The organism is Pseudomonas sp. AU12215 (assembly GCF_001675465.2).
GTDB lineage: Bacteria > Pseudomonadota > Gammaproteobacteria > Pseudomonadales > Pseudomonadaceae > Pseudomonas > Pseudomonas nitroreducens.
The window spans coordinates 57,565-79,629 of sequence record NZ_MACM02000130.1 but is presented as its reverse complement, the minus strand read 5'-3'; the positions used below and the strand labels follow the sequence as shown (position 1 = coordinate 79,629).

The window sequence follows — 22,065 nt, the reverse complement described above, 5'->3', positions numbered from 1 at the left end:
GAATATGGGGTGATCCGATCCGGCTTCGGCACGGGGATTACCCCTCACCCTAACCCTCTCCCAAAGGGAGAGGGGACAGGCCGGAGCACGCGGAAAGTCAGGCGCTCGCCGGCAGGCTCCATTGCTTCCACCGGCACCGGACGTCTCCCTCTCCTCGGGGAGAGGGCTGGGGTGAGGGGACGGAATGGCAGAGGAACTGAACGGAAGAGAATCAGGCCCCGAGGCTCTCGATATCCCGCGCCAGAATCTCCAGCTCATGGGCCAGCGACCCGCGCAGCGTCTCCTCGCTGAGCTGGAACGACGGCGCCCCGCAGGTCAGCGCCATCAGCCCGCCGTCGGCCAGGCGCAGCGGTACGCCGGCAGCGCGCACGTTGCGGTCCCAGTCGCCCAGCGAGAGGCAGAAGCCATGCTCGTAATACTCCTCGAAGGACGCATCGAGCGAGGCCCGCATCACCGACCAGTCGCCTTCGTGGCGCTCCTGCAGCGCCGACAGCAGATGCTCGCGCTCCTGCTGCGGCGTGGCGGCGAGGTAGGCGCGGCCGGCGGCGGTGGTGGCCAGCGGCAGGCGCACGCCGGCGTCCATGCGCAGGGACGTCGCTTCCGGCGGGCGGCAGTTTTCCACGTAGATCATCGACAGCCAGTCACGGCAGGTCAGGCCCACCGTGGTGTTGGTGCGGCGGGCGAAGGCGTCCATGTACGGCTTGGCCAACTGGCGCACGCGCAGGTTGGAGACGTAGGCGTAACCCAGCGCCAGCACGCCTGAATCGAGCTGGTACTTCTCGTGCTGCTGCGAGTAGCAGAGGTAGCCCAGCTGGGTCAGGGTGTAGGTCATGCGCGACACCGTGGCCTTGGGCAGGCCGGTGATTCGCGAGATTTCCTGGTTGCCGAGCACCACCGAGCCGTGGGTGAAGGCGCGCAGCACGTCCAGTCCGCGGGCGAGCGCCTCGACGTACTTGCGATCCTTGGGGTTGCTGCTGTCTTCGACGTCGTCGCTCATGGGGCCTCGGCGGGGTATTCGGGTGGACGAGCGCCGCGCGCGGCGCGGGCGAACGATAGCAGATCGGCCCCATTCCCCGCAGCGGTCCGGGCCTGCTCGTTGCGCCAGGCAAGCCTATCGCATACCATAAATTTCGACACGCTGTTTCACTGTGCAGAACAACAATTCGAAGCTCAGAGAAAAAGTACGGAGAAGTCGATGCCTGCCATTGCGACCGGATACGTGGCCAGCGAGATCGCCCGCCACGGTTACCAGAACCTGTACGACCTGCTGCAACGCGCCTCCCGCGAGTTCCCCGAACGCCACGCGTTCTCCTGCGGCGACAGCCATCTCACCTTCGCCGAACTGGACCGCCAGGCCGACGCCTTCGCCCGCTACCTGCGCCACCACGCCGGCCTGCAACCCGGCGACCGCCTGGCGCTGATGCTGCCCAACTCCCTGCAGTACCCCATCGCCACCTTCGGCGCGCTGAAGGCTGGCGTGGTGCTGGTGAACACCAACCCGCAATACACCGCCAGCGAGTTGCGCCACCAGCTGGCCGACTCCGGCGCCAACGCCGTATTGCTGCTCGACCGCCTGCTGCCATTGCTGCGCAGCGTGCAGGCGCACAGCGAGGTGCGGCACATCCTGCTGACCTCGATCGACGACATGGAGAGCCCCCGGCTCGACAGCGACGAAGCCGACTGCACGCGCTTCCAGCAGGCCATGAGCCTGGGCGCCGAGGCGCCGCCGGTGCCCATCGAGCCGGGGCTGGATCGCCTCGCGCTGCTGCAATACACCGGCGGCACCACGGGTGTCTCCAAGGGCGCGATGCTCAGCCACCGCAGCCTGGTCGCCAACGTCGTGCAGACCCTGGAACTGTTCCTGCGCCCCGGCCTGCTGGACCCCGCCACCGACGTGCGCATCGCGCCGCTGCCGCTGTACCACATCATGGCGTTCTCGACGAACCTGCTGAGCTCGGTGGGCATGGGCCTGCACACGGTGTTCATCCGCGACGGCCGCAATCTCGACGAGATCATCGGCGCCATGCGCCGCTATCCCTTCACCCTGATGAGCGGGATCAACACCCTGTTCGTCGGCCTGATGAACCACCCGGATTTCCCCGCCGTCGACTTCAGCCACCTGAAGTGGGTGACCTCCGGCGGGGCACCGCTGAACCGCGAAGTGGGCCGGCGCTGGGAGGCCGCCACCGGCGCTCCGGTGCGCGAAGGCTTCGGGCTCACCGAGGCGTCGCCCGTGGTCTCGACCGGCACGCTGCACAGCCCGTATCGCGAGGGCTACGTCGGCCAGGCGCTGGTGGATACCGAGCTGCGCACCGTGGACGAGGAGGGCAACGACACCGGCCCCGACCAGCCCGGCGAGCTGTGGCTGCGTGGCCCGCAGGTGATGCAGGGCTACTGGCAGCGCCTGGAGGAAAGCGCCCAGGTGCTGACCGCGGACGGTTGGCTGAAGACCGGCGACATCGCCGAACTGGACGCCAACGGCATGCTGAAGATCGTCGACCGCAAGAAGGACATGATCCTGGTCTCCGGCTTCAACGTGTTCCCCAACGAGGTGGAAGACGCCGTGATGCGCCACCCCGGCGTGCGCGAGTGCGTGGCCATCGGCGTGCCGGACGAACGCAAGGGCGAGTCGGTGAAGCTGTTCGTCAGCCTCAAGGATGAGTCGCTGGCGCCGGCGCAGATCATCGCCCACTGCCGCGAGCACCTCACCGGCTACAAGGTGCCGAGCTTCGTCGAGGTGCTCGACGAGCTGCCCAAGACCAGCGTCGGCAAGTTGCTGCGCCGTCAGTTGCGCGACCTGGAGCTGGCGAAAAGGACCACCGCGTGAGCGCAGCGTCTATGGTTGAAGCAGGTTCGCACGACGAGACCCGCCGCATGACCGAGTCCTTCCACCGTATCGGCGTCATCGGCGCCGGCGCCATGGGCCGAGGCATCGCCCAGCTGTTCGCCAGCGCCGGCCTGCCGGTGCGCCTGTACGACAGCAACCCGCAGACCGTGGAGCAGGCGCTGGCCTTCAATCGCGAGCTGCTGGAACGCGCGGTGGCCAAGGGCAAGCTCAGCCCGGAAGCGCTGGCGGCGACGATGCAGCGCCTGTTGCCAACCCACAGCCTCGACGAGCTGGCCGACTGCGACCTGCTGATCGAGGCGATCATCGAGGACCTCGGCGCCAAGCAGGCGTTGCTCGCCGAGCTGGAAAAACGCTTGGCGCCGGACGCCGTGCTCGCCAGCAACACCTCGTCGCTGTCGGTCACCCGCATCGCCGCGCGCTGCCGGCACCCGGAGCGGGTCGCGGGCTTCCATTTCTTCAACCCGGTGACGCTGATGCGCATCGTCGAAGTGGTGCGCGGCCAGCGCACCGACGCGTCGGTAGTGCGCCGCCTGAGTCGGCTGGCGGAGCAGGCCGGGCACTTCCCGGCGGTGTCGCCGGACAGCCCCGGCTTCATCGTCAATCACGCCGGCCGCGCCTTCAGCACCGAAGCGTTGCGCATCCTCGGCGAAGGCATCGCCAGCCCGGCGCAGATCGACCGCATCCTGCGCGACGGCGTGGGCTTCCGCATGGGGCCGTTCGAACTGCTCGACCTGACCGGCCTGGACGTCTCCCACGCAGTCATGGAATCGCTCTACCAGCAGTTCTATCAGGACCCGCGCTACACCCCGTCGCCGCTGGCCGCGCAACGTGTCGCCGGCGGCCTGCTCGGGCGCAAGAGCGGCGAAGGCTTCTATCGCTACCGCGACGGCCAGCCCGTGCGTGAAGCCGAAGAACAGCACGACAGCGTACTGCTCAATCGCCCGTACTGGCTCGACAGCCAGGACCCCGAACTGCGCCACCGGGTCGCCGCGATCCTCACCCTCGGCGGCGTGGTGCTGGAGACCGGCGAGGGGCCGTCGTCCCGCGCCATCTGCCTGGTCACGCCACTGGGCGTGGATGCCAGCACCCGCATCGACGCCCTCGGCCTGCCGCCTGATCGCAGCCTGGCGCTGGAAACCTTCACCGAACTGGACCGCCGCCGCGTGCTGATGCGCCAGCCGGCGCTCGACCCGGCGCTGGAGGCTCAGGCCCGCCAGGCCCTGGGCAGCGACGGCGTGCCGGTGGAAGTGATCAACGACTCGCCCGGCTTCATCTGCCAGCGGGTGATCGCCGGCATCGTCAACCTCGGCTGCGAGATCGCCCAGCGCGGCATCGCCACGCCGGTGACGCTGGACCGCGCAGTGCAATTGGCGCTGGGTTATCCGTTCGGCCCGCTGGCCTTCGGCGAACACTATGGCGCGGCACGTATCCTCACCATCCTCCAGGGCCTGCAGGCCTGCTACGGCGAGGCGCGCTACCGGCCCAGCCCCTGGCTGCGCCGCCGCGTGCAACTAGACTTGCCGCTGCACAGCCCGGATCGGGCGGAGTAGTTCCACCGCCAGCGATGATCGTTTTCTGTCCGCTGGCGCTTACGGCCGGCGGCTCGGCGTGGCGCACTCTGCGGCGATGCCTGGCGCCGGCGCGCGCGGCGGGGCCGGGCGAGAACAATAACAACGAGGAACACGTCATGCGCCAATGGCTGCCCGCACTCGCCGCCCTTCTGCCCCTGCTCGCCGGCCACGCCTGGGCCGCCGGGCCAACGCCACCGGAGGCCCGCGAACTGGCCTCGCAGGCCTATCTGTTCGCCTTCGCCACCGCCGAGCACGGCAAGACCCTGCAGGCCATCGCCGCCAAGCTGCCGGTCAATTACCTGTACAACAAGACCGCGCTGCTCGGCCCGGAAGACCGCACCGTGGTCTCGCCGAACAACGACACGCTCTACTCCTATGCACTGCTCGACCTGCGCGAGCACCCGGTGGTCCTCGACGTGCCGGCCGTGCCGCAGCGCTACTACAGCTTCCAGCTGATCGACATGCGCACCAACAACCTCGACTACATCGGCACCCGCGCCACCGGGCGCGCGGCGGGCAGTTTCCTGATCGCCGGCCCCGACTGGGATGGCCAGGCGCCCGAGGACTTCAAGGGCCAGGTGATCCGCTCACCCAGCCGCATCGTCTTCCTGCTCGGCCGCACCGCGGTCGATGGCGAAGCCGACCTCGACGCCGCCAAGGCCGTGATGGACGGCTACAAGCTGCGCAGCACCAAGCCGACGCTGCTGCCGCACAAGATGGACGTGCCGGAATACCTGCCGACCAAGGAAGGCCCGGCGGAAAACGCCTTCATCGACTTCAACGGCCTGTCGGCCTGGCACGCCTGGACGCCGGAAGAACAGGCGCGGCTGAAACAGTTCGCGCCGATCGGCGTAGGCACCGGCAAGCCCTTCGACGCCAAGCAGCTACCGGCAGACATCGCCCAGGCGGTGGAGCAGGGCGCCGAGGACGGCCGCGAGAAGATCCGTGCCGCCACCGAGCGCTTCGCCGCGCCGGTGAACGGCTGGCAGAATTCGCCGATCAATATCGGCCACTACGGCAACGACGACCTGACACGCGCGGCGGTCGCCTGGAAGTACATCTACGCCAACGACCCGGCCGAGGCGATGTACCCGCTCACCCGCGTCGACGCTGCCGGGCAGGCACTGGACGGCAGCCGCGCCTACACCCTGCACTTCGCCCCTGGCCAGCTGCCGCCGGTGGATGCCTTCTGGTCCGTCACGCTCTACGACGGCAAGACCCAGATGCTCGCGGCGAACCCGCTCAACCGCTACGCCATCAACAGCGCCAGCGACCTGAAGAAGGACGCCGATGGCGGCCTGACCCTGACCATCCAGCATGCCCGGCCGGCCGGCACCGACAACTGGCTGCCGGCGCCGCCGGGGCCGTTCAACCTGATCCTGCGCATGTACCTGCCGCAGGCAAAGGCGCTCAAGGGCGAATACCTGCCGCCAGCCGTCCAGCCCATCACCAGCAACGCGATCACCAGCAAGGAGTAGCCATGAACCCGATCCTGACCCGCCGCCGTCTCATCGGCGCCAGCGGTGCGCTCGGCTTCGGCCTGGCGCTTCCCGACTGGCTGCTCGCGGCCTCTTCCCAGACGAGTGATCCGGCCATGCCCGAGACATCCACTGACCAGGAAACCGTCCGCCAGGCGTGGCTCTATGCCTACCCGATGCTGATGCACTACCAGACGATGCAGAAGCAGGCGCTCGATGCGAAATCGCCGGAGTACGTCGGCGGCTTCGGCGTGTTCCGCCACTACAGCGAACTGTTCACGCCGAACAACCGCGACATCGTCACGCCGAACAACGACACGCCCTACTCCTGGGCCTGGCTCGACCTGCGCGCCGAGCCCTGGGTGCTCAGCGTGCCGGCGGTGGCCGAGGACCGCTACTACGTGCACCAGCTGGTGGACCAGTACACCTTCAACTTCGGCTATGTGGGCGTGCTCAGCACCGGCCGCGAAGCCGGTGACTACCTGATCGCCGGGCCGGACTGGAAAGGCGAGACGCCCAGCGGCATCCGCCAGGTGCTGCGCAGCGAAACGCAGATCGCCATGGTCCTGGGCCGCACCGGCCTGCGCGATGCCAACGACTTGCCGGCCGTGCGCGCATTGCAGCAGCAGTACCGTCTGCGACCGCTGCACGAGTTTGCCGGCAGCGCGGCGCCAGCGACCCCTCCGGCGGTGAACTGGCTGCCGTGGGAATTTCCCCGCGACCTGGGGCCGGGCTTCATCCCGCACCTGAACCAGATCCTCGCCTTCTGCCCGGTGGACCCGAGCGAAGTCGAACTGCGCAAGCGCTTTGCCCAGGTCGGCATCGGCGCCGGGCTGGCCTTCAATCCAGCCGACCTCTCGCCCGCGCAGCGCACGGCGCTGGGCGCCGGCATCCAGCAGGGCGTGGCGGAACTGAAGGCGAAGGTGGCGACGCTGCGTTCCTCCGCTGGTCTGTTCGGCACCCGCTCGGCGATGCACAACGACTACCTCAGCCGCGCCGCCGCGGCGGCCAGCGGCATCTACGGCAACAGCGTGGAAGAGGCGATCTACTTCGGCACGCGCAGCGACAGCAGCCAGCAACCGCTGGTGGGCGGCCAGCGCTACCGGCTGCACTTCCCGGTCGACGCGCTGCCGCCGGCGAAGGAGTTCTGGTCGATCACCCTCTACGACCTGCCGGACCGGCAACTGGTAGCCAACCCGATCCAGCGCTACTGCCTGAGCAGCCGCGATCACCTCGTGCGCGACGCGGACGGCGGAGTGACGCTGTATCTCCAGGCGGATTCGCCCGGCCATGCCCTGGAGGCGAACTGGTTGCCGTCGACCCGGCAGGGGCCGTTCAACGTCATCCTGCGCATCTACGGGCCGGAGCCGGCCGTTGTGGGCGGGGAGTGGAAGATGCCGGGGGTGGAGCGGGTATGACGCAAGCCGCCAGCGTCCTGCATTGGTTCGCGAGCAAGGACTGGGCGTCCTCCTCGCTCCTACAGGTTGAATCGGCGCTTTGCCTGTAGGAGCGAGCTTGCTCGCGAACCCGTCCCACGCCAGAGCTCAACGAAAGGTGACGCGCTCCCCGGCAGCGAGGCGTTCGAGCGCCGCCTTGCGTTGATCCGCCGGCAGCGCCCCGAGCTTCTCCACCCGCGCATAGAACGCCGGCCAGTTGCCGCCCACCTGCCTGAACAACGCGGCAAACGCCGGCACCCACTGGTCATACAGCCCGAAGGGCAGCAGCTTGGCATTGTTCATCGGGCCGTTGACCCAGGCATCGAACGGCGCCTTGCCGCCCCAGTCGCGATCGCGCAGCTGTGCGTAGTCGTGGCGCAGGCGCTCGAACTCGGCGGCCTTGCCGGCGCGCTTTTCCGCGTCGCTGCGCGGGCTGGCGTACAGCGCCTGCAAGCGCTCGCGGGTATCGAGCACCAGCTGCGTGAAGCGCTTGCGCTGCTCGTCCAGCAGGGGCGATTCATCCGCCAGGTTGCGCGCGGCGCGCCAGCGGCGGCCGCCTTCTTCCTCGACGAAGGAGGCGTAGGACTCGTTGAAGGCGGTGTCACCGGGCAGATAGAACTTCTGGTGCGCCAGCTCGTGGAAGATGGTTTCCGCCAGGCGCTGGTCGCCCCAGCGCAGCATGCTGCTGAGGATCGGGTCGTTGAACCAGCCCAGGGTCGAATAGGCCTCTACGCCGCCGACATAGACGTCCAGCCCCTCGCCCTTCAGGCGCTTTGCCTCGGCCTGTGCGCCCTCGGCGCCGTAGTAGCCGCGATAGGCCACACAACCGGCGATGGGGAAGCAGTGGGTCAGCGGCTGCAGCGACAGCTCGGGCGTGGCGAAGACGTTCCACACCACATTGGGCCGGTGGATGTCGGCGTAGAGGCGATAGCTCTGGTTGTCCGGCAACCCCAGCTCGGCGCTGGCGAAGGCGCGCGCCTCCTGGGACAGCTCCAGGCGCTGGCGCAGCGCGGGGTCACGGCTCGGGTCGGCGACCACCTCGGCCACCGGCTCACGGGCGGCGAGCAGGCGCAACTGGCCGTCCGCCAACTGGCCGTAGTAGCTCACCGTGGAACAACCGCTCAGCGCCCAGATCGCCAGGCAGGGAACCCAGCGGCACAGGCGGCGGTCGAGTGTCGGGATAAGAAGGCGGAAGGGCATGCGCGGAACATAGCACAGCGCCTGGTCCGCTCGCTGCCGCCCCTTTCTGACCAGGAGCCACCCCGATGCGCACCCTCCTCATTCCCGCCGGACTGCTCGCCCTGAGCGGCTGTTCGATGCTGATGCCCCAGCCGGACCCGAACCGCGCCTGGGTCGACCTGGACACCAACAGCCAGAGCGACCTGGCCGCCATGGAGGTGGACAGAAAGGAGTGGTCCAGCACGCGTTACTTCGAGGTCGACCCCGGCTCCCACGAGTTGCGCGTGCGCTTCCAGTTCCAGGTCGAGCCGGTGGATATCGGCCCGGTCGCCGAATCACTGTGGCGCGATTGCGAGATGACGGTGCAATACAAGGACTTCAGCGCCGGCCAGCGCTACCGCCTGGAGACCGGCAGCATCGGCTTCCGCCCCTGGGCCAAGCTCTACGACGCCCAGGGCGGCGAGATCGCCCGTGGTCGCGAACGGGGCTGCGCGAAGGCCTGAGCGGGGTATGCTGTGGACTGACTACAGCCCACGGTAACTCTCCATGCGCCCGCGCTTCCTGCCTGCCTTCGTCCCGCTGAGCCTCGCCCTGCTCGCCGGCTGCGCCAGCCCGCTGCCCGCCCACGACCCGCAGCTGGCCTGGATCGATCTCTACACCGCGGCCGGCAGGACCCTGATGGCCGAGCGCCTGGACGGCAAGTCGGTGAACGACGGGCGCTACTACCAGGTGACGCCGGGCCGCCACGAACTGCTGGTGCGCTTCCAGTACGAAATCCCCAGCGGTGGCGGCATGGGCGCGATGAGCGACCCTTCGGAGCTGACCTGCCGGGTCAAGGTGACCTACGACGACTTCGCCGCCGGCCAGCGCTACCGACTGGAGCTGCGCCCGCAATTGCGCAGCGCCCTGGCATTGCTGACCGATGCCAGTGGGCAATTGGTGGCGAAAACGGATTTCCAGGGGCCGGTGAGTTGCGGGCCGTTCTGAGTCATACGCTCAAGAGAGGCCATCGCAGCAGATCGCAGAATGGAGAGAGCCGGCATTTAACATGCAGGTATAGGCGATGTGGGACTGAAACCCTACTGCATGGCTTGCTGCTTGGCGCACCGGGTCATGTAGTACATGGAGAACTCCTGGGCACGATGCAATCTGGCCTCTTCACTTTCTTCGACCGGTGCGTTGTAGGCTTCCATGATCATGTCGGAAACCAGTTTTCCCGCGACGAACGGATAACGACTCGCGTCGTCGCTGATGGTCTGCTGGATGGATTGGCCGGATTGCCGGGCGAGCATGATTTGCCCAGCACGGAAAGCGAAACTGGTACAAGCGGGACCCGCTATCAAGGTTTCCTTGGGAGCAGGCTGGAGAGCAGTCGCAGTATCAGATTTCGAGTCGGCACAACCGGCAATAACTATCACTGCAACAAAAAGCAGGTGTGAACGCATTTCCACTCCATGGAGATCAGGTCGAACCGAGGGGACTCTACCAGCACGGCGCAAACCTACCGCGTCCCGGCAGCCACGGCCCCGGTACCAATTTCGGACGTTGGCATCGAGACGCTCAGCCGTCGTTCTTCTGATAGATGATCCGTCGTTTACCGTTGTCGCAGGTGCCGACCACCATGTTCGGGTCCTTCACCTCGGCCTTGTCCACGATCTCCAGGGTGTAGGAAGTCACCCCGGCGGCCTGGATCTTGGTCTCGATCTCGGCCTTGAGTTCCTCGCAGGGCTTCACTGCCGCCCAGCTCGTGCCGCTCGCCAGCAGCAGCGCCGCACCGGTCGCCACGGCCCACTTCATCGTCGTCATCACATTCCCTCGTCAAAGCCCCACGGCGGGGCACCCTATCCTAACGGTGGACCGCCACCGCCGGACAGAGTGCCCGGCAGGCTCATTCGAGGCTGGCGTCGAGGGTGATGCGCGCGTTGAGCACCCGCGAGACCGGGCAACCGGCCTTGGCCTTGTCGGCGATGGCCTGGAAGGTCTTCGCATCGGTACCCGGCACTTTCGCCTTCAGGGTCAGGTGTACGGCGGTGATGGTGAAGCCATCGGTAAGTTTCTCCAGGCTGACTTCGGCCCGGGTGTCGATGCTTTCGGCGGTCAGGCCTTCCTCGCCCAGCATCATCGACAGCGCCATGGAGAAGCAGCCGGCGTGAGCCGCGCCGATCAGCTCCTCGGGGTTGGTGCCCGGCTTGTCCTCGAAGCGCGTGTTGAAGCCGTACGGCTGTTCCTTCAGCGCGCCACTCTGCGTGGAAATCGTGCCCTTGCCGTCCTTCAGGCCGCCCTGCCAGTGAGCCGATGCCGATTTTTTCATGTCGCTTCCTCCGTTCGGGTTGCAGTCAGGACGTTCGAGGCCGGCGCGAGGGCAGGGGTTCAGCTTTTCTAAAAGGCTCTTCGCAGGATCGAGGGGAACGCCGGTGCACGAAAAAGGCCGGGCCCCTCGCGGGTGCCCGGCCTGCCGGCGTTCGCCGGGAATCACTTCGAATAGACGATTTCCTTGGTGCCGCCTTCACAGGAGCCGACGACTTGCTTGCCGCCCGCGCTGCCCTTGTCGACGACCTCCAGGTTGAACGAGGCGACGCCTTTGGCCTTGATCTTCGCCTCGATCTCCGATTTCAGCTCTTCGCACGGCTTGCCGGCAGCCATCGCATGGCCCGCCAGGGCGAAGATCCCCACAGCCAACAGGAACTTCTTCATCGGTAACGCTCCCTCGTCGTTCACAGGAAAAGGCCCGAGCGGGCCGGAAAACCGGGATACCCCGGTGCGCACATCCACGCGCCGCGCCAGCATGGCCCAGGCGCGTGACAAAAAAGCCGCGTGACAAAAAAGACCTAGCTGTTGGCAATCCTGAAACCGACCTTGATCGTCACCTGGTAGTGACCGACCGCGCCGTTCTCGATATGCCCACGGGTATCCACCACCTCGAACCACTCCAGGAAGTCGATGCTCTTGGCCGCTTCCGCCAGGGCATTGTTGATCGCGTCCTCGATGCTGGTGCGCGAGGAGCCGACCAGCTCGATCTTCTTGTAGGTGTGGTGATTCGACATCGCGTGCTCCCTGGCGCGCTCGGCGGCGCGCGGTGAGTGAGTGTCCCTGTTGGACCCTAGTCGATGGCTACAAGTGCAGCAAATTGCCGGTAGCGGCGAATTGCCGTCTCTTTGCGGAAATGTATAATGCGAAGCATTCTTATTTAATTTTCCAGGGATGGTCCGCGTGGCCGGCTCACTCTCCAGCAAGCTGGGGTTCTTCTTCAGCGACCACCACCGCTGGCTGCTGCAGCACGTGCAGCGCTACCTGGATAACCGCGCCGACAGTGAAGACACGGCAGCCGAGACCTTCTGCCAGATCCTCAGCGCCAGGGTCGATCCGCAGACCATCGAGCAACCTCGGGCCTACCTCTCCACCATCGCCCGCCGACTGATCTACGACCGCCACCGGCGCCGCCGGCTGGAGCGCGCCTACCTGGATTACCTCGCCCTACAGCCCGAAGCGCTGGAGCCTTCGCCGGAAGACCGCGCGCTGCTGCTCGAAGCATTGCTGCTGGTGGACCGCACCCTGGACGGCCTGCCCCAGGCGGTCCGCCGCGCCTTCCTGTTCAGCCAGCTCGACGGCCTGGGCTACGCCGAGATAGGACGCCGCCTGGGCGTCAGCGAACGCACCGTGGGCCGCTACATGAAACAGGCGCTGCGGCAGATCTACCTCAACGAGCTGGTGCCATGAGCGAAGTACAGCTGGATACAGCCGGCGAGCAGGCCATCGACTGGATGGTGCGGCTGCGCTCAGGCCACGCCGATCTGCGGATGCAGCGCCAGCTGCAGGCCTGGCTGAACAGCGACCCGGCCCACGCCGACGCCTGGGCCCGCCTGCAACGCGGCCTGGGTGCGCCCTATGACGATCTCCGACGCATGCCCGGCGCCGCCGACCTGCTGCTGCACCAGCACGGTTCGCGTCGCCAGTTGTTGCGCGGGCTGGCCGGGCTCGGCCTGCTCGGTGGCGGGCTCTGGCTGACCGCCAGCAGCACGCCGGTGCGTGACCTGATCGCCGACCTGCGAACCGGCACCGGCGAACGACGCAGCTTCACCCTCGAAGACGGCAGTCGTCTCAGCCTGAACGCCGGCAGTTCGGTGGACCTGGCCTTCGACTCGAACCAGCGTCTGATCCTGCTGCGCCACGGCGAACTGGTGATCCAGGTGGCACCCGATGCGCAACGCCCGCTGATCGTCCGGACGGCCCAGGGTGAAGCCCGGGCGCTGGGCACGCGCTTCCTGGTCAGCCAGGAGGCTCACGCCACCCGTCTGGTGGTGCTGGAGCACCGCGTCCGCGCCAGCCTCGCCGGGCAGGCCCAGTGGCGTGAGCTGGGCGAAGGCGAAGCGGCGCTGCTGGCCGCCGACGGCATCCATCCGCTCAGCCAGCAGGCCTACCGCGCGGACTGGCTGAGCGGCCGGCTCAGCGTCAGCGACGAGCCTCTGGAAGCCGTGATCGACTCCCTGCGGCCTTACCTGCCGGGGTTTGTCCGCGTCGACCCGCGCGCACGGCGACTGCGTGTGCAGGGTGTATTCCCGCTGGACGAGCCCACCCGCGCGCTCGTAGCGCTGGGCGAAACCCTGCCGCTGGAAATCCGCCGCTTCGGCCCCTGGCTGACCCTGATCAGCCTGCGAGAGCCTTGATGGCGCTGCCCTGGAAAAATATTTCGGCAACGCCTGTCCGGATTTTCCGTCTCGGCGCACCTAGCTCCTGAATACGAATAATTCTCAGGAGATTACTGTGTCCTCACCCTGGCCCCGCGCCCTTGCCACCGCCTTCGTGCTGGTGGCCAACGCTCCCTGCCTGCTCGCCGCCGAACCCGCCCGGCTGCACTTCGAGCTGCCCGCCGCGAGTCTCGCCACCACGCTGAACGCCATCGCCCGGCAAAGCGGTGAGGTGATCTCGCTGGACCCTGCGCTCGTGCGCGACCAGCATGCACCCGCCGTCCAGGGCGAACTGAGCGTGGAACAGGCGCTGGAAAAGGCCCTGTCCGGCAGCAACCTGCGCCTGAAGGTCACCGCCAGCGGCGCTTTCAGCGTGGAAGCAGCCCCGACCGACGGCGCCCTGGAACTGGACAGCACCACGGTGACCGGCCAGGGCCTGGACGCCACTACCGAAGGCAGCGGCTCATACGCCGCGCGTGCCACCACCATCGGCAAAGGTGAGCACAAGCTCAAGGACATCCCGCAGTCCGTCAGCGTAATCACCCGCAAGCAGCTCGACGACCAGGACATCACCGACCTGCGCGATGCGGTCAACCACAGCACAGGGCTGGTCGGCGCCACCGGCATCGGCCCAGGCATGGTGATTTCCTCGCGCGGTTTCCAGATCGACGACTGGCAGTACGACGGCGTGCCGGTCCCGCGCAATACCTATGTGCTGGGCAACTGGGCGAACCAGGACCTGGTGTTCTTCGACCGCGTGGAAATCCTCCGCGGCGCCTCCGGCCTACTGCAGGGCGCGGGCAGCCCCGGCGGCGCCATCAACCTGGTGCGCAAGCGCGGGCAGAACACGCCCATCGCCACCTTCACCGGCAAGGCCGGTTCGTGGGACCACTACGGCCTGCAGGCCGACGTCGGCGGCCCGTTGAACGACAGCGGCACGCTTCGCGGGCGCATGGTGGCCGACCAGGACGACACGCACTCCTTCACCGACTACGTGTGGAGCAAGACCACCTCGCTGTATGGCGCGCTGGACTTCGACCTGAGCCCGGACACCACGGTCGGCATCGGCTTCAGCGACTCCGACCTCGACTCGCGTCCGATGATGCGCGGCCTTCCACGCTACCCCGACGGCAGCGACATCGGCTTTTCGCGCTCCACCTACAGCGGCGCGACCTGGAACAGCAACGACATCGAGCAGACCACCATCTACGCCGACCTGACCCACCGCTTCGATGACAATTGGAAATTCAAAGCCGCCGCCGTGCGCATGCGCGAGCACAACGACTCGATCCACCAGCGCATGCACGGAGACGTGCAGCCCGACGGCAGCGGCCTCAACTTCGCCGACTGGATCACCAACTTCGAGTCCACCCGGATCGGCCTGGACATGTACCTCGACGGCAAATTCGAGGCGTTCTCGCTGGAGCAGGAACTGATCCTGGGCGGCAACTACACCAAGTACACCACGGACGACTTCTACGCGCGGCGCTTCGTCCCCGGCGGCAACATCTTCGATATCGACCACCACCGCCCCAAACCGAGCCTCGACGACATTCTCTCCTCGCCGGGCGGACGCTCCACCAGCGCCGACTACGACATCCGCCAGAAGGGCCTGTACAGCAGCTGGAGGGTGAAGCTCGCCGAGCCGCTGACTGCTGTGGTCGGCGGCCGGGTGAGCTGGTACGACTACGCCTACAACCTGCCGGACGACGACTACACCGACAGCATGACCGAGACCGGCGAAGTCACGCCGTACTTCGGCCTGGTCTACGCCCTGACACCGGAATGGTCGGCCTACGCCAGCTACACCGACGTGTTCGAACCGCAGAGCGCGCGCGACGCGCAGCAGAAGATGCTCGAGCCGGTGATCGGCAGCAACTACGAGGTGGGCCTGAAGGGCGAGCTGCTCGACGGCCGGGTGAATACCTCGCTGGCGCTGTTCCGCTACGACCAGAAGAACCGCGCCGTGCTCGACGAATCCTCCGGCTACGCCTGCGACGGCTGGTACTGCTCCACCGCCTCCGGCAAGGTGCGCAGCCAGGGCATCGAGGCCGAGGTGAGCGGCGAGGTGCTGCGCGACCTGCAACTCTTCGCCGGCTACACCTACAACACCACCAAGTTCCTCGACGACCCGGAGAACAAGGGCCGCGTGTTCAGCCAGTGGACGCCCAAGCACATGCTGCGGATGTGGGCCGACTACCAGTTGCCGGGCGACTGGAACCGCGTGAGCACCGGCCTGGGCTTCGTCACCCAGAGCCACACCGTGAGCTTCGACCGTGAGTTCGACATCCCCGGTTTCACCGTCTGGAGCGCGCGTCTGGGCTACCGCCTGAGCCGCGAAATCGACCTCGCGGTGAACGCGAACAACCTGTTCGACAAGCGCTATTACCTGCCCGGTTACGCCGCGGCCGATGGCGCCAACAACTTCGGCGACCCGCGCAACCTGATGTTCAGCGTGAAGTACACGCCGGAGTTCTGAGGCACGCTCAACCCAGTTCCTGGCGCAGCCACCGCGCCAGGCGCTCGGCACGCGGATCGGCGCGCCGCTGCGGGACCCACAGTGCCAGCCGCGCGGAGGTCTCTACGAAGCCCCAGGGCGCAGCCAGGCGGCCGGCAGCGAGGTCGTCGGCCACCAGCTGTTGCGGCGCAATGGCCACGCCCAGCCCGGCCACCGCGGCTTCCAGCAGGTAGTAGAGGTGTTCGAAGCCCTGGCCGAGCTTCAGCCGCGCCGGCTCCAGGCCATGGCGCGCGGCCCATTCCGGCCAGGCTTGCGGGCGCGAGACGGTGTGCAGTAGCGATTCGCCCAGCAACGCCTCGGCAGGCGCCGCGCTCAACTGCTCGAAGCGCGGTGAACGCGGACTGAGCACCGGGCCGATGCTTTCCACCGCCAGTTCCAGCACGCGCATGTCCGCCGGCCACGGCGGCGCGGCGAAGCACAGGGTGGCGTCGAGGCCGCCACGGCGCGGATCGAGGTCGCCATCGCTGGCCGATAGTTGCAGGCGCAGATCCGGCAGGTCGCGGTTCAGGCGATCCAGGCGCGGGATGAACCAGCGGGCAAGCAGGCTGCCGGGACAGCCGAGAACGAACGGCGCATCACCGCCAGCCTGACGGCGCAGTTCGGCGCAAACGCTGCGCAGGCGCTCGAACGAATCGCTGGCCACTTCACTCAGGCGCACGCCGGCATCGGTGAGTTTTACGCCGCGCCCTTCCTTGACGAACAGCGCAACGCCCAGTTCTTCCTCCAGCAGGCGGATCTGCCGGCTGATCGCCCCATGGGTGACACTCAGCTCATCCGCCGCCGCGCTCACGCCGCGCAGGCGGGCAGCGGCTTCGAAGGCGCGCAGGGCATTGAGGGGCGGAAGGTCGCGGCTCATGGCATTCAACCTGTGAGTTTTTCTGACATGTCATGGCGATCTTATCGCTTTTCCCCGTCCTCCCACAGCCGTATCCTGAGCACCATTCGTAGGAGCGGACTCTGTCCGCGATAGCGCCCGGCGGGCACCCTACTTCACGACCCCAGAGGAGCCTTCCCATGTCCACACTGCGCACCGGTCCAGACGCCAAGGGCCTGTTCGGCAGCTTCGGCGGCCAGTACGTCGCCGAGACCCTGATGCCGCTGATCCACGACCTGGCCCGCGAGTACGAGAAGGCCAAGGACGATCCGGAATTCCTCAAGGAACTGGCCTACTTCCAGCGCGACTACGTCGGCCGTCCGAGCCCGCTGTACTTCGCCGAGCGCCTGACCGAGCACTGCGGCGGCGCGAAGATCTACTTGAAGCGCGAAGAGCTGAACCACACGGGCGCGCACAAGATCAACAACTGCATCGGTCAGATCCTCCTGGCCAAGCGCATGGGCAAGCAGCGCATCATCGCCGAGACCGGCGCCGGCATGCACGGCGTGGCCACCGCCACCGTGGCCGCGCGTTTCGGCCTGCAATGCGTGATCTACATGGGCACCACCGACATCGATCGCCAGCAGGCCAACGTGTTCCGCATGAAGCTGCTGGGCGCCGAGGTGATCCCGGTCACCGCCGGCACCGGCACCCTGAAGGATGCGATGAACGAAGCGCTGCGCGACTGGGTGACCAACGTCGACAGCACCTTCTACCTGATCGGCACCGTGGCCGGCCCGCACCCGTACCCGGCGATGGTCCGCGACTTCCAGGCGGTGATCGGCAAGGAAACCCGCGAGCAACTGGCCGAGAAGGAAGGGCGTCTGCCCGATTCGCTGGTCGCCTGCATCGGCGGCGGCTCCAACGCCATGGGCCTGTTCCATCCGTTCCTCGATGACAGCAGCGTCAAGATCATCGGCGTGGAAGCAGCCGGCCACGGCATCGAGACCGGCAAGCACGCGGCCAGCCTGAACGGCGGCGTACCCGGTGTGCTGCACGGCAACCGGACCTTCCTGCTGCAGGACGAGGATGGCCAGATCATCGACGCGCACTCCATTTCCGCCGGCCTGGACTACCCCGGCATCGGCCCGGAACACGCCTGGCTGCACGACATCGGCCGTGTCGAGTACACCTCGATCACCGATCACGAAGCCCTCGACGCATTCCACCAGTGCTGCCGCCTGGAAGGCATCATCCCCGCGCTGGAGTCCTCCCACGCGCTGGCCGAAGTGTTCAAGCGCGCGCCGAACCTGCCCAAGGAGCACATCATGGTGGTGAACCTGTCCGGTCGTGGCGACAAGGACATGCAGACCGTCATGCACCACATGCAACAGGAGCCGCAAGCATGAGCCGCCTGCAGACCCGCTTCGCCGAACTGAAACAGCAGAACCGCGCTGCCCTGGTGACCTTCATCACCGCCGGCGACCCGGGCTACTCGACCTCGCTGGACATCCTCAAGGGCCTGCCCGAAGCCGGTGCCGATGTCATCGAACTGGGCATGCCGTTCACCGACCCGATGGCCGATGGCCCGGCGATCCAGCTGGCGAACATCCGCGCCCTGGGCAATGGCCAGAACCTGGCCAAGACGCTGAAGATGGTCCGCGAATTTCGCGCCGGCAACGACACCACCCCGCTGGTGCTGATGGGTTACTTCAACCCGATCCACTACTACGGCGTGGACAAGTTCATCGCCGACGCGAAGGAAGCCGGCGTCGACGGCCTGATCGTCGTGGACCTGCCACCGGAGCACAACGAAGACCTGTGCCACCCGGCGCAAGCGGCGGGCATCGACTTCATCCGCCTGACCACTCCGACCACCGACGACAAGCGCCTGCCCACCGTGCTCGAGGGCAGCTCCGGCTTCGTCTATTACGTCTCGGTGGCCGGCGTGACCGGCGCCGGCGCGGCGACCCTGGAACATGTCGAGGAAGCCGTGGCGCGCCTGCGCCGCCACACCGATCTGCCGGTCTCCATCGGCTTCGGCATCCGCACCGCCGAACACGCCGCGAGCATCGCGCGCCTGGCCGACGGTGTGGTGGTGGGTTCGGCGCTGATCGACAAGATCGCCGAGGCGAGCAGTTCCGCTGACGCGGTGCAGGGCGTGCTCGGCCTGTGCCGGCAACTGGCCGAAGGCGTGCGCAACGCTCGCTGAGGATTGCTCTTTTGTAGGAGCATGAAAAAGCCCGGCGCGTGCCGGGCTTTTTCGTTTCAGGCGCGGGTTATTCCACGCTTTCTGCCTGCGGCTCTTCTTCCCCGCCGGCAGCGCCGCCGCCCAGGCCAAGACCCTGCGCGGAGCCCATGGCGAAGGCCATGAACTCCGGCACGCTCATGTCCTTGCCGTTGAACTTTACCTGGTCGTTGGCGTAGGCCAGCGAGCTGGACAGGGCGTTGCCGTCGAGCACGGCCCACTGCGAGTTCAGGGCCATGCCGCTGAACAGGTCGGTCATGGCGTCGGATTGCTGCTTGAGCGCAACCGGATCGACGCTGCCGGCAGCCTCGCCACCCAGCGAGCCCTGCAGCGCGACGATGTCGCCGATCACCGCCTTGTCCACCTTCAGGTCAGCCTTGAGCGCGGCGAGGATGCTGCGCGCCATCTCGTCCGGCGTAGCGGCGGCAGCGTTGGGCTTGCGCAGGTCGACCGACAGCGAAGCCTTGGCTACGCCGTGGCTGGTCTGCAGGGAAAGTTCGTCCAGCGACAGCACCGGCGAGCCTTCCAGCAGGGCCAGGCCCAGGCGCTTGAGTTCCTCTTCCTGCGCCGGGGTCAGCTCGGTGCTTTCCAGGCTGTCCAGAGCCATCTTGTTGTAGGACTCCTTGAAGGTCTTGAGCACGCCCTCGTCGAGGTTGCGCAGGCTCAGGTCCAGCTTCACGCCGCCGATTTCCTGGCCCTGCACCACGACCTTGCCGACGCGGTAGGAAACGCTCTGGTCGAGGCCCTTACCGCCCTGCTTGAGGGTCTCTTCGACCACGGCGTCGCGCAACTCGACTTCCGGCGCGCCCGGCGACTTGATGTTCAGGCTCTTGATGGTGGCGGAGCTGGGGCCGAGGGCAAAGCCGTTGGCATTTTCCTTCTTGTCACCCTGCATGCCCAGGTCGCGCAGCTGTACGCGCGCCGGCTGGCCGCTGTTCTCGTCGGTGAAGTCCAGGTCGACCTCGGCGAGGTTGCCCACGGCGCTGACGTCCTTCTTGTCGCCGGAGACGTTGAAGGTGATCTTGGCCGGGGACAGGCGCAGCTTGTCGCTGTTCTTGGCGAATTCCAGGGCAGCGGTCTCGACGGCGCCTTCCTGCTTCTGGTCGTAATGGATGGTCAGCTCGCCGAACAGCGGAGCCTTGCCGCCAGCGGCGGTGAACAGCGGAGCGGTGAGTTCGTTCTGCTCCAGGGCGAAATGGCTCTGCGCCATGACCGGCGCCAGCTTGCCGGCCGCCAGGCGCGAGGCCGGGAAGGGGCCATGTTCCAGACGATCGGTGAACACCAGGATCTGCGGCGCTTCGCCCTCCTTGCCGGTGAAGGACAGGTTGTAGCGCGCGGTGCTGGAGAACAGGCCGCGCTGGATGTCCACCAGGGTCAGGTGGGCGCCCAGGCCAGGGGCTTCCTGCTCGAACAGTTGGTTGGCTTCGGTGATGCCGCGGTTCACTTCCTGCTCGACACGGCTGCCGGTGTACCAGGCGCCGGCAACGGCAGCGCCGACGATGGCAACGGGGATGGCGATGGCCAGGGCGGTCTTCTTCATGCTGATTCCTTTCAAGTGCGGCCGTACGGGGGACGTCCTGTCGACCGTGATTTTGGGGGTGGCGGCGGGATGCTAGCAGGCGCACTGCCATCACTCCAGCGCCGTTGGCGACCGACTTCACAGCGCCAGCATTGACCCGCAGGGGACGGCTGTCAGGATAGAGCGCTCAGACCGTCCGGGAAGCCCACGCCATGACCCTGCTGCACAGCCTCCACCACGTTGCCCTGATCTGCTCGGACTACCCGCGCTCAAAGCACTTCTACACCCAGGTGCTGGGCCTGAAGGTGGTCGCCGAGACCTACCGCACGGCGCGTGACTCCTGGAAGCTCGACCTGGAGCTGGGCGATGCGCGGCTGGAGCTGTTCTCCTTCCCCGGCGCACCAGCGCGGCCGTCCTACCCCGAGGCGCAGGGGCTGCGCCACCTGGCGTTCGCCGTGGATGACCTGGAGGGCGCGGTGGCCCATCTGCAGAGCCACGGCGTGGCCTGCGAGCCGATCCGCGAGGACGAGCTGACCGGCAAGCGCTTCACCTTCTTCACCGATCCGGATGACTTGCCGCTGGAGCTTTACGAGCGCTGATGCCTCCGGCCAACGCCTTTGTAGGATGGCGTGGAGCGATACCCATCAATTCGGTTCGCCTACAGCATGGGTATCGCTGCGCTCCACCCATCCTACGAAAGTGCCCCTGAATCGGCTCAGGCCGGCACGGCCTCGCTGTCCAACGCCCCGCGCAGGCTCGCCAGGTCGCGCAGCGGCGGCGCGCCGAACAGGCGGCTGTATTCGCGGCTGAACTGCGACGGGCTCTCGTAGCCGACGCGATGCCCGGCCACTGCCACTTCCAGCCCTTCCGACAACAACAGCCGCCGCGCTTCCTGCAAGCGCAGCTGCTTCTGGTACTGCAACGGGCTCAGGGCGGTCACTTCCTTGAAGCGGTGGTGCAGGGTGGACACGCTGAGGTTCACCTCGCGGGCCAGGTCCTCGATACGCAGGGACTTGTCGTAGTTGCGGTTGAGCCACTCTATGGCGCGGGTGACGCGGTGGGTCTGGCTGTCGGTCATCGCCAGGTCGTGCAGCAGGTGGCCCTGCGGGCCCCGCAGCAGGCGGTAGAGGATTTCGCGGACGAACAGCGGCGCCAGCATCTCGATGTCGCGCGGGGTATCCAGCAGGCGCATCAGGCGCAGCAGCGCGTCAAGCACGGTGCAGTCCAGGCGTTGCAGGTAGATGCCCCGGCTGGCCGGGCGCGGCGCACTGCCGGCAAGGCCGGCCTCGGCGATCAGCCGGGTCAGCTCGCCGGGGTCGATGTCCAGGCGGATCGACAGGTAGGGCTTCTCCGGCGAGGCCTCGATCACCTGGCCGGAAACTGGCAGCGTCACCGATACCACCAGCAGGTTGAGTTCGTCGTAGCGATACACCTCGCTGCCCAGGCGCACTTCCTTGCAGCCCTGGGCGATCACGCACAGGGCGGGGCGATAGAGGGTCGGCATGCGGCCCTCGTGGGGGCAGTCGCTGCGGCCGACCAGCAGGGAATCGATGGCGGTCTCGAAGACGCCTTCACCCTGGCAATGGCGCTGGATGATGTCGGCCAGCTCCTGGCGGCCGGCGGCAATGGGATCGTAGGCGGGAACGGACTGGGACATGCACAGGACCTCCAGTGGCGGCGCTCGAAGCTTACGCCCGCGCCGCGTGCGCGAGTGTGACAGTAAGGCAGCCGCTGGAGGATCAGGCAAGCAATCGGCAGGAATGGACAAG

General features: G+C 67.1%; 22 protein-coding genes. 12 read left to right on the top strand and 10 right to left on the bottom strand.

Annotated elements, in window-relative coordinates:
* Positions 1-211: 211 nt before the first annotated feature.
* Positions 212-997 carry an IclR family transcriptional regulator gene (locus A9513_RS17335; protein WP_024763684.1) on the bottom strand — a complete coding sequence of 262 codons (786 nt, stop codon included), beginning with the start codon at positions 995-997 and terminating at the stop codon, positions 212-214.
* 198 nt (positions 998-1,195) lie between these two features.
* Here A9513_RS17335 and A9513_RS17330 point away from each other — a divergent pair, with 198 nt between their 5' ends.
* The 4 genes from A9513_RS17330 to A9513_RS17315 all read left to right on the top strand — a co-directional run bounded on the left by A9513_RS17330 (position 1,196) and on the right by A9513_RS17315 (position 7,315).
* Positions 1,196-2,827, top strand: coding sequence for an AMP-binding protein (locus tag A9513_RS17330; RefSeq protein ID WP_065327698.1), 1,632 nt, complete (start codon positions 1,196-1,198; stop codon positions 2,825-2,827).
* 47 nt (positions 2,828-2,874) lie between these two features.
* On the top strand, positions 2,875-4,398 hold the full coding sequence (locus tag A9513_RS17325) for a 3-hydroxyacyl-CoA dehydrogenase (protein ID WP_065327727.1): 1,524 nt from the start codon (positions 2,875-2,877) through the stop codon (positions 4,396-4,398).
* 137 nt (positions 4,399-4,535) lie between these two features.
* Positions 4,536-5,897, top strand: coding sequence for a DUF1254 domain-containing protein (locus A9513_RS17320; RefSeq protein WP_065327697.1), 1,362 nt, complete (start codon positions 4,536-4,538; stop codon positions 5,895-5,897).
* Positions 5,898-5,899: 2 nt separating this feature from the next.
* Complete coding sequence (locus tag A9513_RS17315) at positions 5,900-7,315, top strand: DUF1254 domain-containing protein (RefSeq protein ID WP_065327696.1); 1,416 nt, start codon at positions 5,900-5,902, stop codon at positions 7,313-7,315.
* Positions 7,316-7,441: 126 nt separating this feature from the next.
* On the opposite strand, the gene A9513_RS17310 is transcribed toward A9513_RS17315, so the two are convergent.
* A complete protein-coding gene (locus tag A9513_RS17310; RefSeq protein ID WP_065327695.1) occupies positions 7,442-8,533 on the bottom strand; it encodes an aminopeptidase in 1,092 nt (363 codons plus the stop codon).
* A gap of 65 nt (positions 8,534-8,598) precedes the next feature.
* On the opposite strand from A9513_RS17310, the gene A9513_RS17305 reads away from it, so the two are divergent.
* Positions 8,599-9,015 carry a hypothetical protein gene (locus tag A9513_RS17305; protein WP_065327694.1) on the top strand — a complete coding sequence of 139 codons (417 nt, stop codon included), beginning with the start codon at positions 8,599-8,601 and terminating at the stop codon, positions 9,013-9,015.
* A gap of 43 nt (positions 9,016-9,058) precedes the next feature.
* Positions 9,059-9,499 carry a hypothetical protein gene (locus tag A9513_RS17300; RefSeq protein WP_037017738.1) on the top strand — a complete coding sequence of 147 codons (441 nt, stop codon included), beginning with the start codon at positions 9,059-9,061 and terminating at the stop codon, positions 9,497-9,499.
* Between the two features lie 92 nt (positions 9,500-9,591).
* Here A9513_RS17300 and A9513_RS17295 read toward each other — a convergent pair whose 3' ends face one another.
* The 5 genes from A9513_RS17295 to A9513_RS17275 all read right to left on the bottom strand — a co-directional run bounded on the left by A9513_RS17295 (position 9,592) and on the right by A9513_RS17275 (position 11,556).
* A complete protein-coding gene (locus A9513_RS17295; protein WP_065327693.1) occupies positions 9,592-9,957 on the bottom strand; it encodes a hypothetical protein in 366 nt (121 codons plus the stop codon).
* A gap of 115 nt (positions 9,958-10,072) precedes the next feature.
* Positions 10,073-10,309 carry a DUF1161 domain-containing protein gene (locus A9513_RS17290; RefSeq protein ID WP_054907539.1) on the bottom strand — a complete coding sequence of 79 codons (237 nt, stop codon included), beginning with the start codon at positions 10,307-10,309 and terminating at the stop codon, positions 10,073-10,075.
* A 91-nt stretch (positions 10,310-10,400) separates the two neighbouring features.
* Positions 10,401-10,823: an OsmC family protein gene (locus A9513_RS17285; protein ID WP_065327692.1), complete on the bottom strand. Its 423-nt coding sequence runs from the start codon at positions 10,821-10,823 to the stop codon at positions 10,401-10,403.
* Positions 10,824-10,984: 161 nt separating this feature from the next.
* Complete coding sequence (locus tag A9513_RS17280; RefSeq protein WP_024763675.1) at positions 10,985-11,206, bottom strand: DUF1161 domain-containing protein; 222 nt, start codon at positions 11,204-11,206, stop codon at positions 10,985-10,987.
* A 134-nt stretch (positions 11,207-11,340) separates the two neighbouring features.
* Entirely contained in the window at positions 11,341-11,556 is a 216-nt protein-coding gene (locus A9513_RS17275; protein ID WP_017518905.1) for a dodecin, read from the bottom strand.
* Positions 11,557-11,722: 166 nt separating this feature from the next.
* Between A9513_RS17275 and A9513_RS17270 the strand changes: the two genes are divergently transcribed.
* The 3 genes from A9513_RS17270 to A9513_RS17260 all read left to right on the top strand — a co-directional run bounded on the left by A9513_RS17270 (position 11,723) and on the right by A9513_RS17260 (position 15,676).
* Positions 11,723-12,229 carry a sigma-70 family RNA polymerase sigma factor gene (locus tag A9513_RS17270; RefSeq protein ID WP_255302871.1) on the top strand — a complete coding sequence of 169 codons (507 nt, stop codon included), beginning with the start codon at positions 11,723-11,725 and terminating at the stop codon, positions 12,227-12,229.
* Complete coding sequence (locus A9513_RS17265; protein WP_065327690.1) at positions 12,226-13,176, top strand: FecR family protein; 951 nt, start codon at positions 12,226-12,228, stop codon at positions 13,174-13,176. The genes A9513_RS17270 and A9513_RS17265 overlap by 4 nt, the downstream gene beginning before the upstream one ends.
* A gap of 97 nt (positions 13,177-13,273) precedes the next feature.
* The gene (locus tag A9513_RS17260) at positions 13,274-15,676 is read left to right on the top strand and encodes a TonB-dependent siderophore receptor (protein ID WP_065327689.1); all 2,403 of its coding nucleotides are present in this window, start codon (positions 13,274-13,276) and stop codon (positions 15,674-15,676) included.
* Between the two features lie 7 nt (positions 15,677-15,683).
* Here A9513_RS17260 and A9513_RS17255 read toward each other — a convergent pair whose 3' ends face one another.
* Positions 15,684-16,571, bottom strand: a complete 888-nt coding sequence (locus A9513_RS17255) for a LysR family transcriptional regulator (RefSeq protein WP_065327688.1) — start codon at positions 16,569-16,571, stop codon at positions 15,684-15,686.
* Positions 16,572-16,729: 158 nt separating this feature from the next.
* On the opposite strand from A9513_RS17255, the gene trpB reads away from it, so the two are divergent.
* Complete coding sequence (gene trpB / locus A9513_RS17250; RefSeq protein WP_065327687.1) at positions 16,730-17,938, top strand: tryptophan synthase subunit beta; 1,209 nt, start codon at positions 16,730-16,732, stop codon at positions 17,936-17,938.
* Positions 17,935-18,741, top strand: coding sequence for a tryptophan synthase subunit alpha (gene trpA / locus A9513_RS17245; RefSeq protein WP_024763672.1), 807 nt, complete (start codon positions 17,935-17,937; stop codon positions 18,739-18,741). The genes trpB and trpA overlap by 4 nt, the downstream gene beginning before the upstream one ends.
* A gap of 67 nt (positions 18,742-18,808) precedes the next feature.
* Here the strand turns inward: trpA and A9513_RS17240 are convergent, their stop codons facing one another.
* Positions 18,809-20,317, bottom strand: coding sequence for a YdgA family protein (locus tag A9513_RS17240; protein WP_065327686.1), 1,509 nt, complete (start codon positions 20,315-20,317; stop codon positions 18,809-18,811).
* Positions 20,318-20,508: 191 nt separating this feature from the next.
* On the opposite strand from A9513_RS17240, the gene A9513_RS17235 reads away from it, so the two are divergent.
* Positions 20,509-20,895, top strand: a complete 387-nt coding sequence (locus A9513_RS17235) for a VOC family protein (protein WP_065327685.1) — start codon at positions 20,509-20,511, stop codon at positions 20,893-20,895.
* A gap of 116 nt (positions 20,896-21,011) precedes the next feature.
* Here the strand turns inward: A9513_RS17235 and A9513_RS17230 are convergent, their stop codons facing one another.
* Positions 21,012-21,953, bottom strand: coding sequence for an AraC family transcriptional regulator (locus tag A9513_RS17230; RefSeq protein ID WP_024763669.1), 942 nt, complete (start codon positions 21,951-21,953; stop codon positions 21,012-21,014).
* Positions 21,954-22,065 lie beyond the last annotated feature (112 nt).

What these genes read in the sequence shown, in the direction of transcription:
- A9513_RS17335 (WP_024763684.1), bottom strand. Translation starts at nt 997, where the DNA reads ATGAGCGACGACGTCGAAGACAGCAGCAACCCCAAGGATCGCAAGTAC.
- A9513_RS17330 (WP_065327698.1), top strand. Translation starts at nt 1,196, where the DNA reads ATGCCTGCCATTGCGACCGGATACGTGGCCAGCGAGATCGCCCGCCAC.
- A9513_RS17325 (WP_065327727.1), top strand. Translation starts at nt 2,875, where the DNA reads ATGACCGAGTCCTTCCACCGTATCGGCGTCATCGGCGCCGGCGCCATG.
- A9513_RS17320 (WP_065327697.1), top strand. Translation starts at nt 4,536, where the DNA reads ATGCGCCAATGGCTGCCCGCACTCGCCGCCCTTCTGCCCCTGCTCGCC.
- A9513_RS17315 (WP_065327696.1), top strand. Translation starts at nt 5,900, where the DNA reads ATGAACCCGATCCTGACCCGCCGCCGTCTCATCGGCGCCAGCGGTGCG.
- A9513_RS17310 (WP_065327695.1), bottom strand. Translation starts at nt 8,533, where the DNA reads ATGCCCTTCCGCCTTCTTATCCCGACACTCGACCGCCGCCTGTGCCGC.
- A9513_RS17305 (WP_065327694.1), top strand. Translation starts at nt 8,599, where the DNA reads ATGCGCACCCTCCTCATTCCCGCCGGACTGCTCGCCCTGAGCGGCTGT.
- A9513_RS17300 (WP_037017738.1), top strand. Translation starts at nt 9,059, where the DNA reads ATGCGCCCGCGCTTCCTGCCTGCCTTCGTCCCGCTGAGCCTCGCCCTG.
- A9513_RS17295 (WP_065327693.1), bottom strand. Translation starts at nt 9,957, where the DNA reads ATGCGTTCACACCTGCTTTTTGTTGCAGTGATAGTTATTGCCGGTTGT.
- A9513_RS17290 (WP_054907539.1), bottom strand. Translation starts at nt 10,309, where the DNA reads ATGAAGTGGGCCGTGGCGACCGGTGCGGCGCTGCTGCTGGCGAGCGGC.
- A9513_RS17285 (WP_065327692.1), bottom strand. Translation starts at nt 10,823, where the DNA reads ATGAAAAAATCGGCATCGGCTCACTGGCAGGGCGGCCTGAAGGACGGC.
- A9513_RS17280 (WP_024763675.1), bottom strand. Translation starts at nt 11,206, where the DNA reads ATGAAGAAGTTCCTGTTGGCTGTGGGGATCTTCGCCCTGGCGGGCCAT.
- A9513_RS17275 (WP_017518905.1), bottom strand. Translation starts at nt 11,556, where the DNA reads ATGTCGAATCACCACACCTACAAGAAGATCGAGCTGGTCGGCTCCTCG.
- A9513_RS17265 (WP_065327690.1), top strand. Translation starts at nt 12,226, where the DNA reads ATGAGCGAAGTACAGCTGGATACAGCCGGCGAGCAGGCCATCGACTGG.
- A9513_RS17255 (WP_065327688.1), bottom strand. Translation starts at nt 16,571, where the DNA reads ATGAGCCGCGACCTTCCGCCCCTCAATGCCCTGCGCGCCTTCGAAGCC.
- trpB (WP_065327687.1), top strand. Translation starts at nt 16,730, where the DNA reads ATGTCCACACTGCGCACCGGTCCAGACGCCAAGGGCCTGTTCGGCAGC.
- trpA (WP_024763672.1), top strand. Translation starts at nt 17,935, where the DNA reads ATGAGCCGCCTGCAGACCCGCTTCGCCGAACTGAAACAGCAGAACCGC.
- A9513_RS17240 (WP_065327686.1), bottom strand. Translation starts at nt 20,317, where the DNA reads ATGAAGAAGACCGCCCTGGCCATCGCCATCCCCGTTGCCATCGTCGGC.
- A9513_RS17235 (WP_065327685.1), top strand. Translation starts at nt 20,509, where the DNA reads ATGACCCTGCTGCACAGCCTCCACCACGTTGCCCTGATCTGCTCGGAC.
- A9513_RS17230 (WP_024763669.1), bottom strand. Translation starts at nt 21,953, where the DNA reads ATGTCCCAGTCCGTTCCCGCCTACGATCCCATTGCCGCCGGCCGCCAG.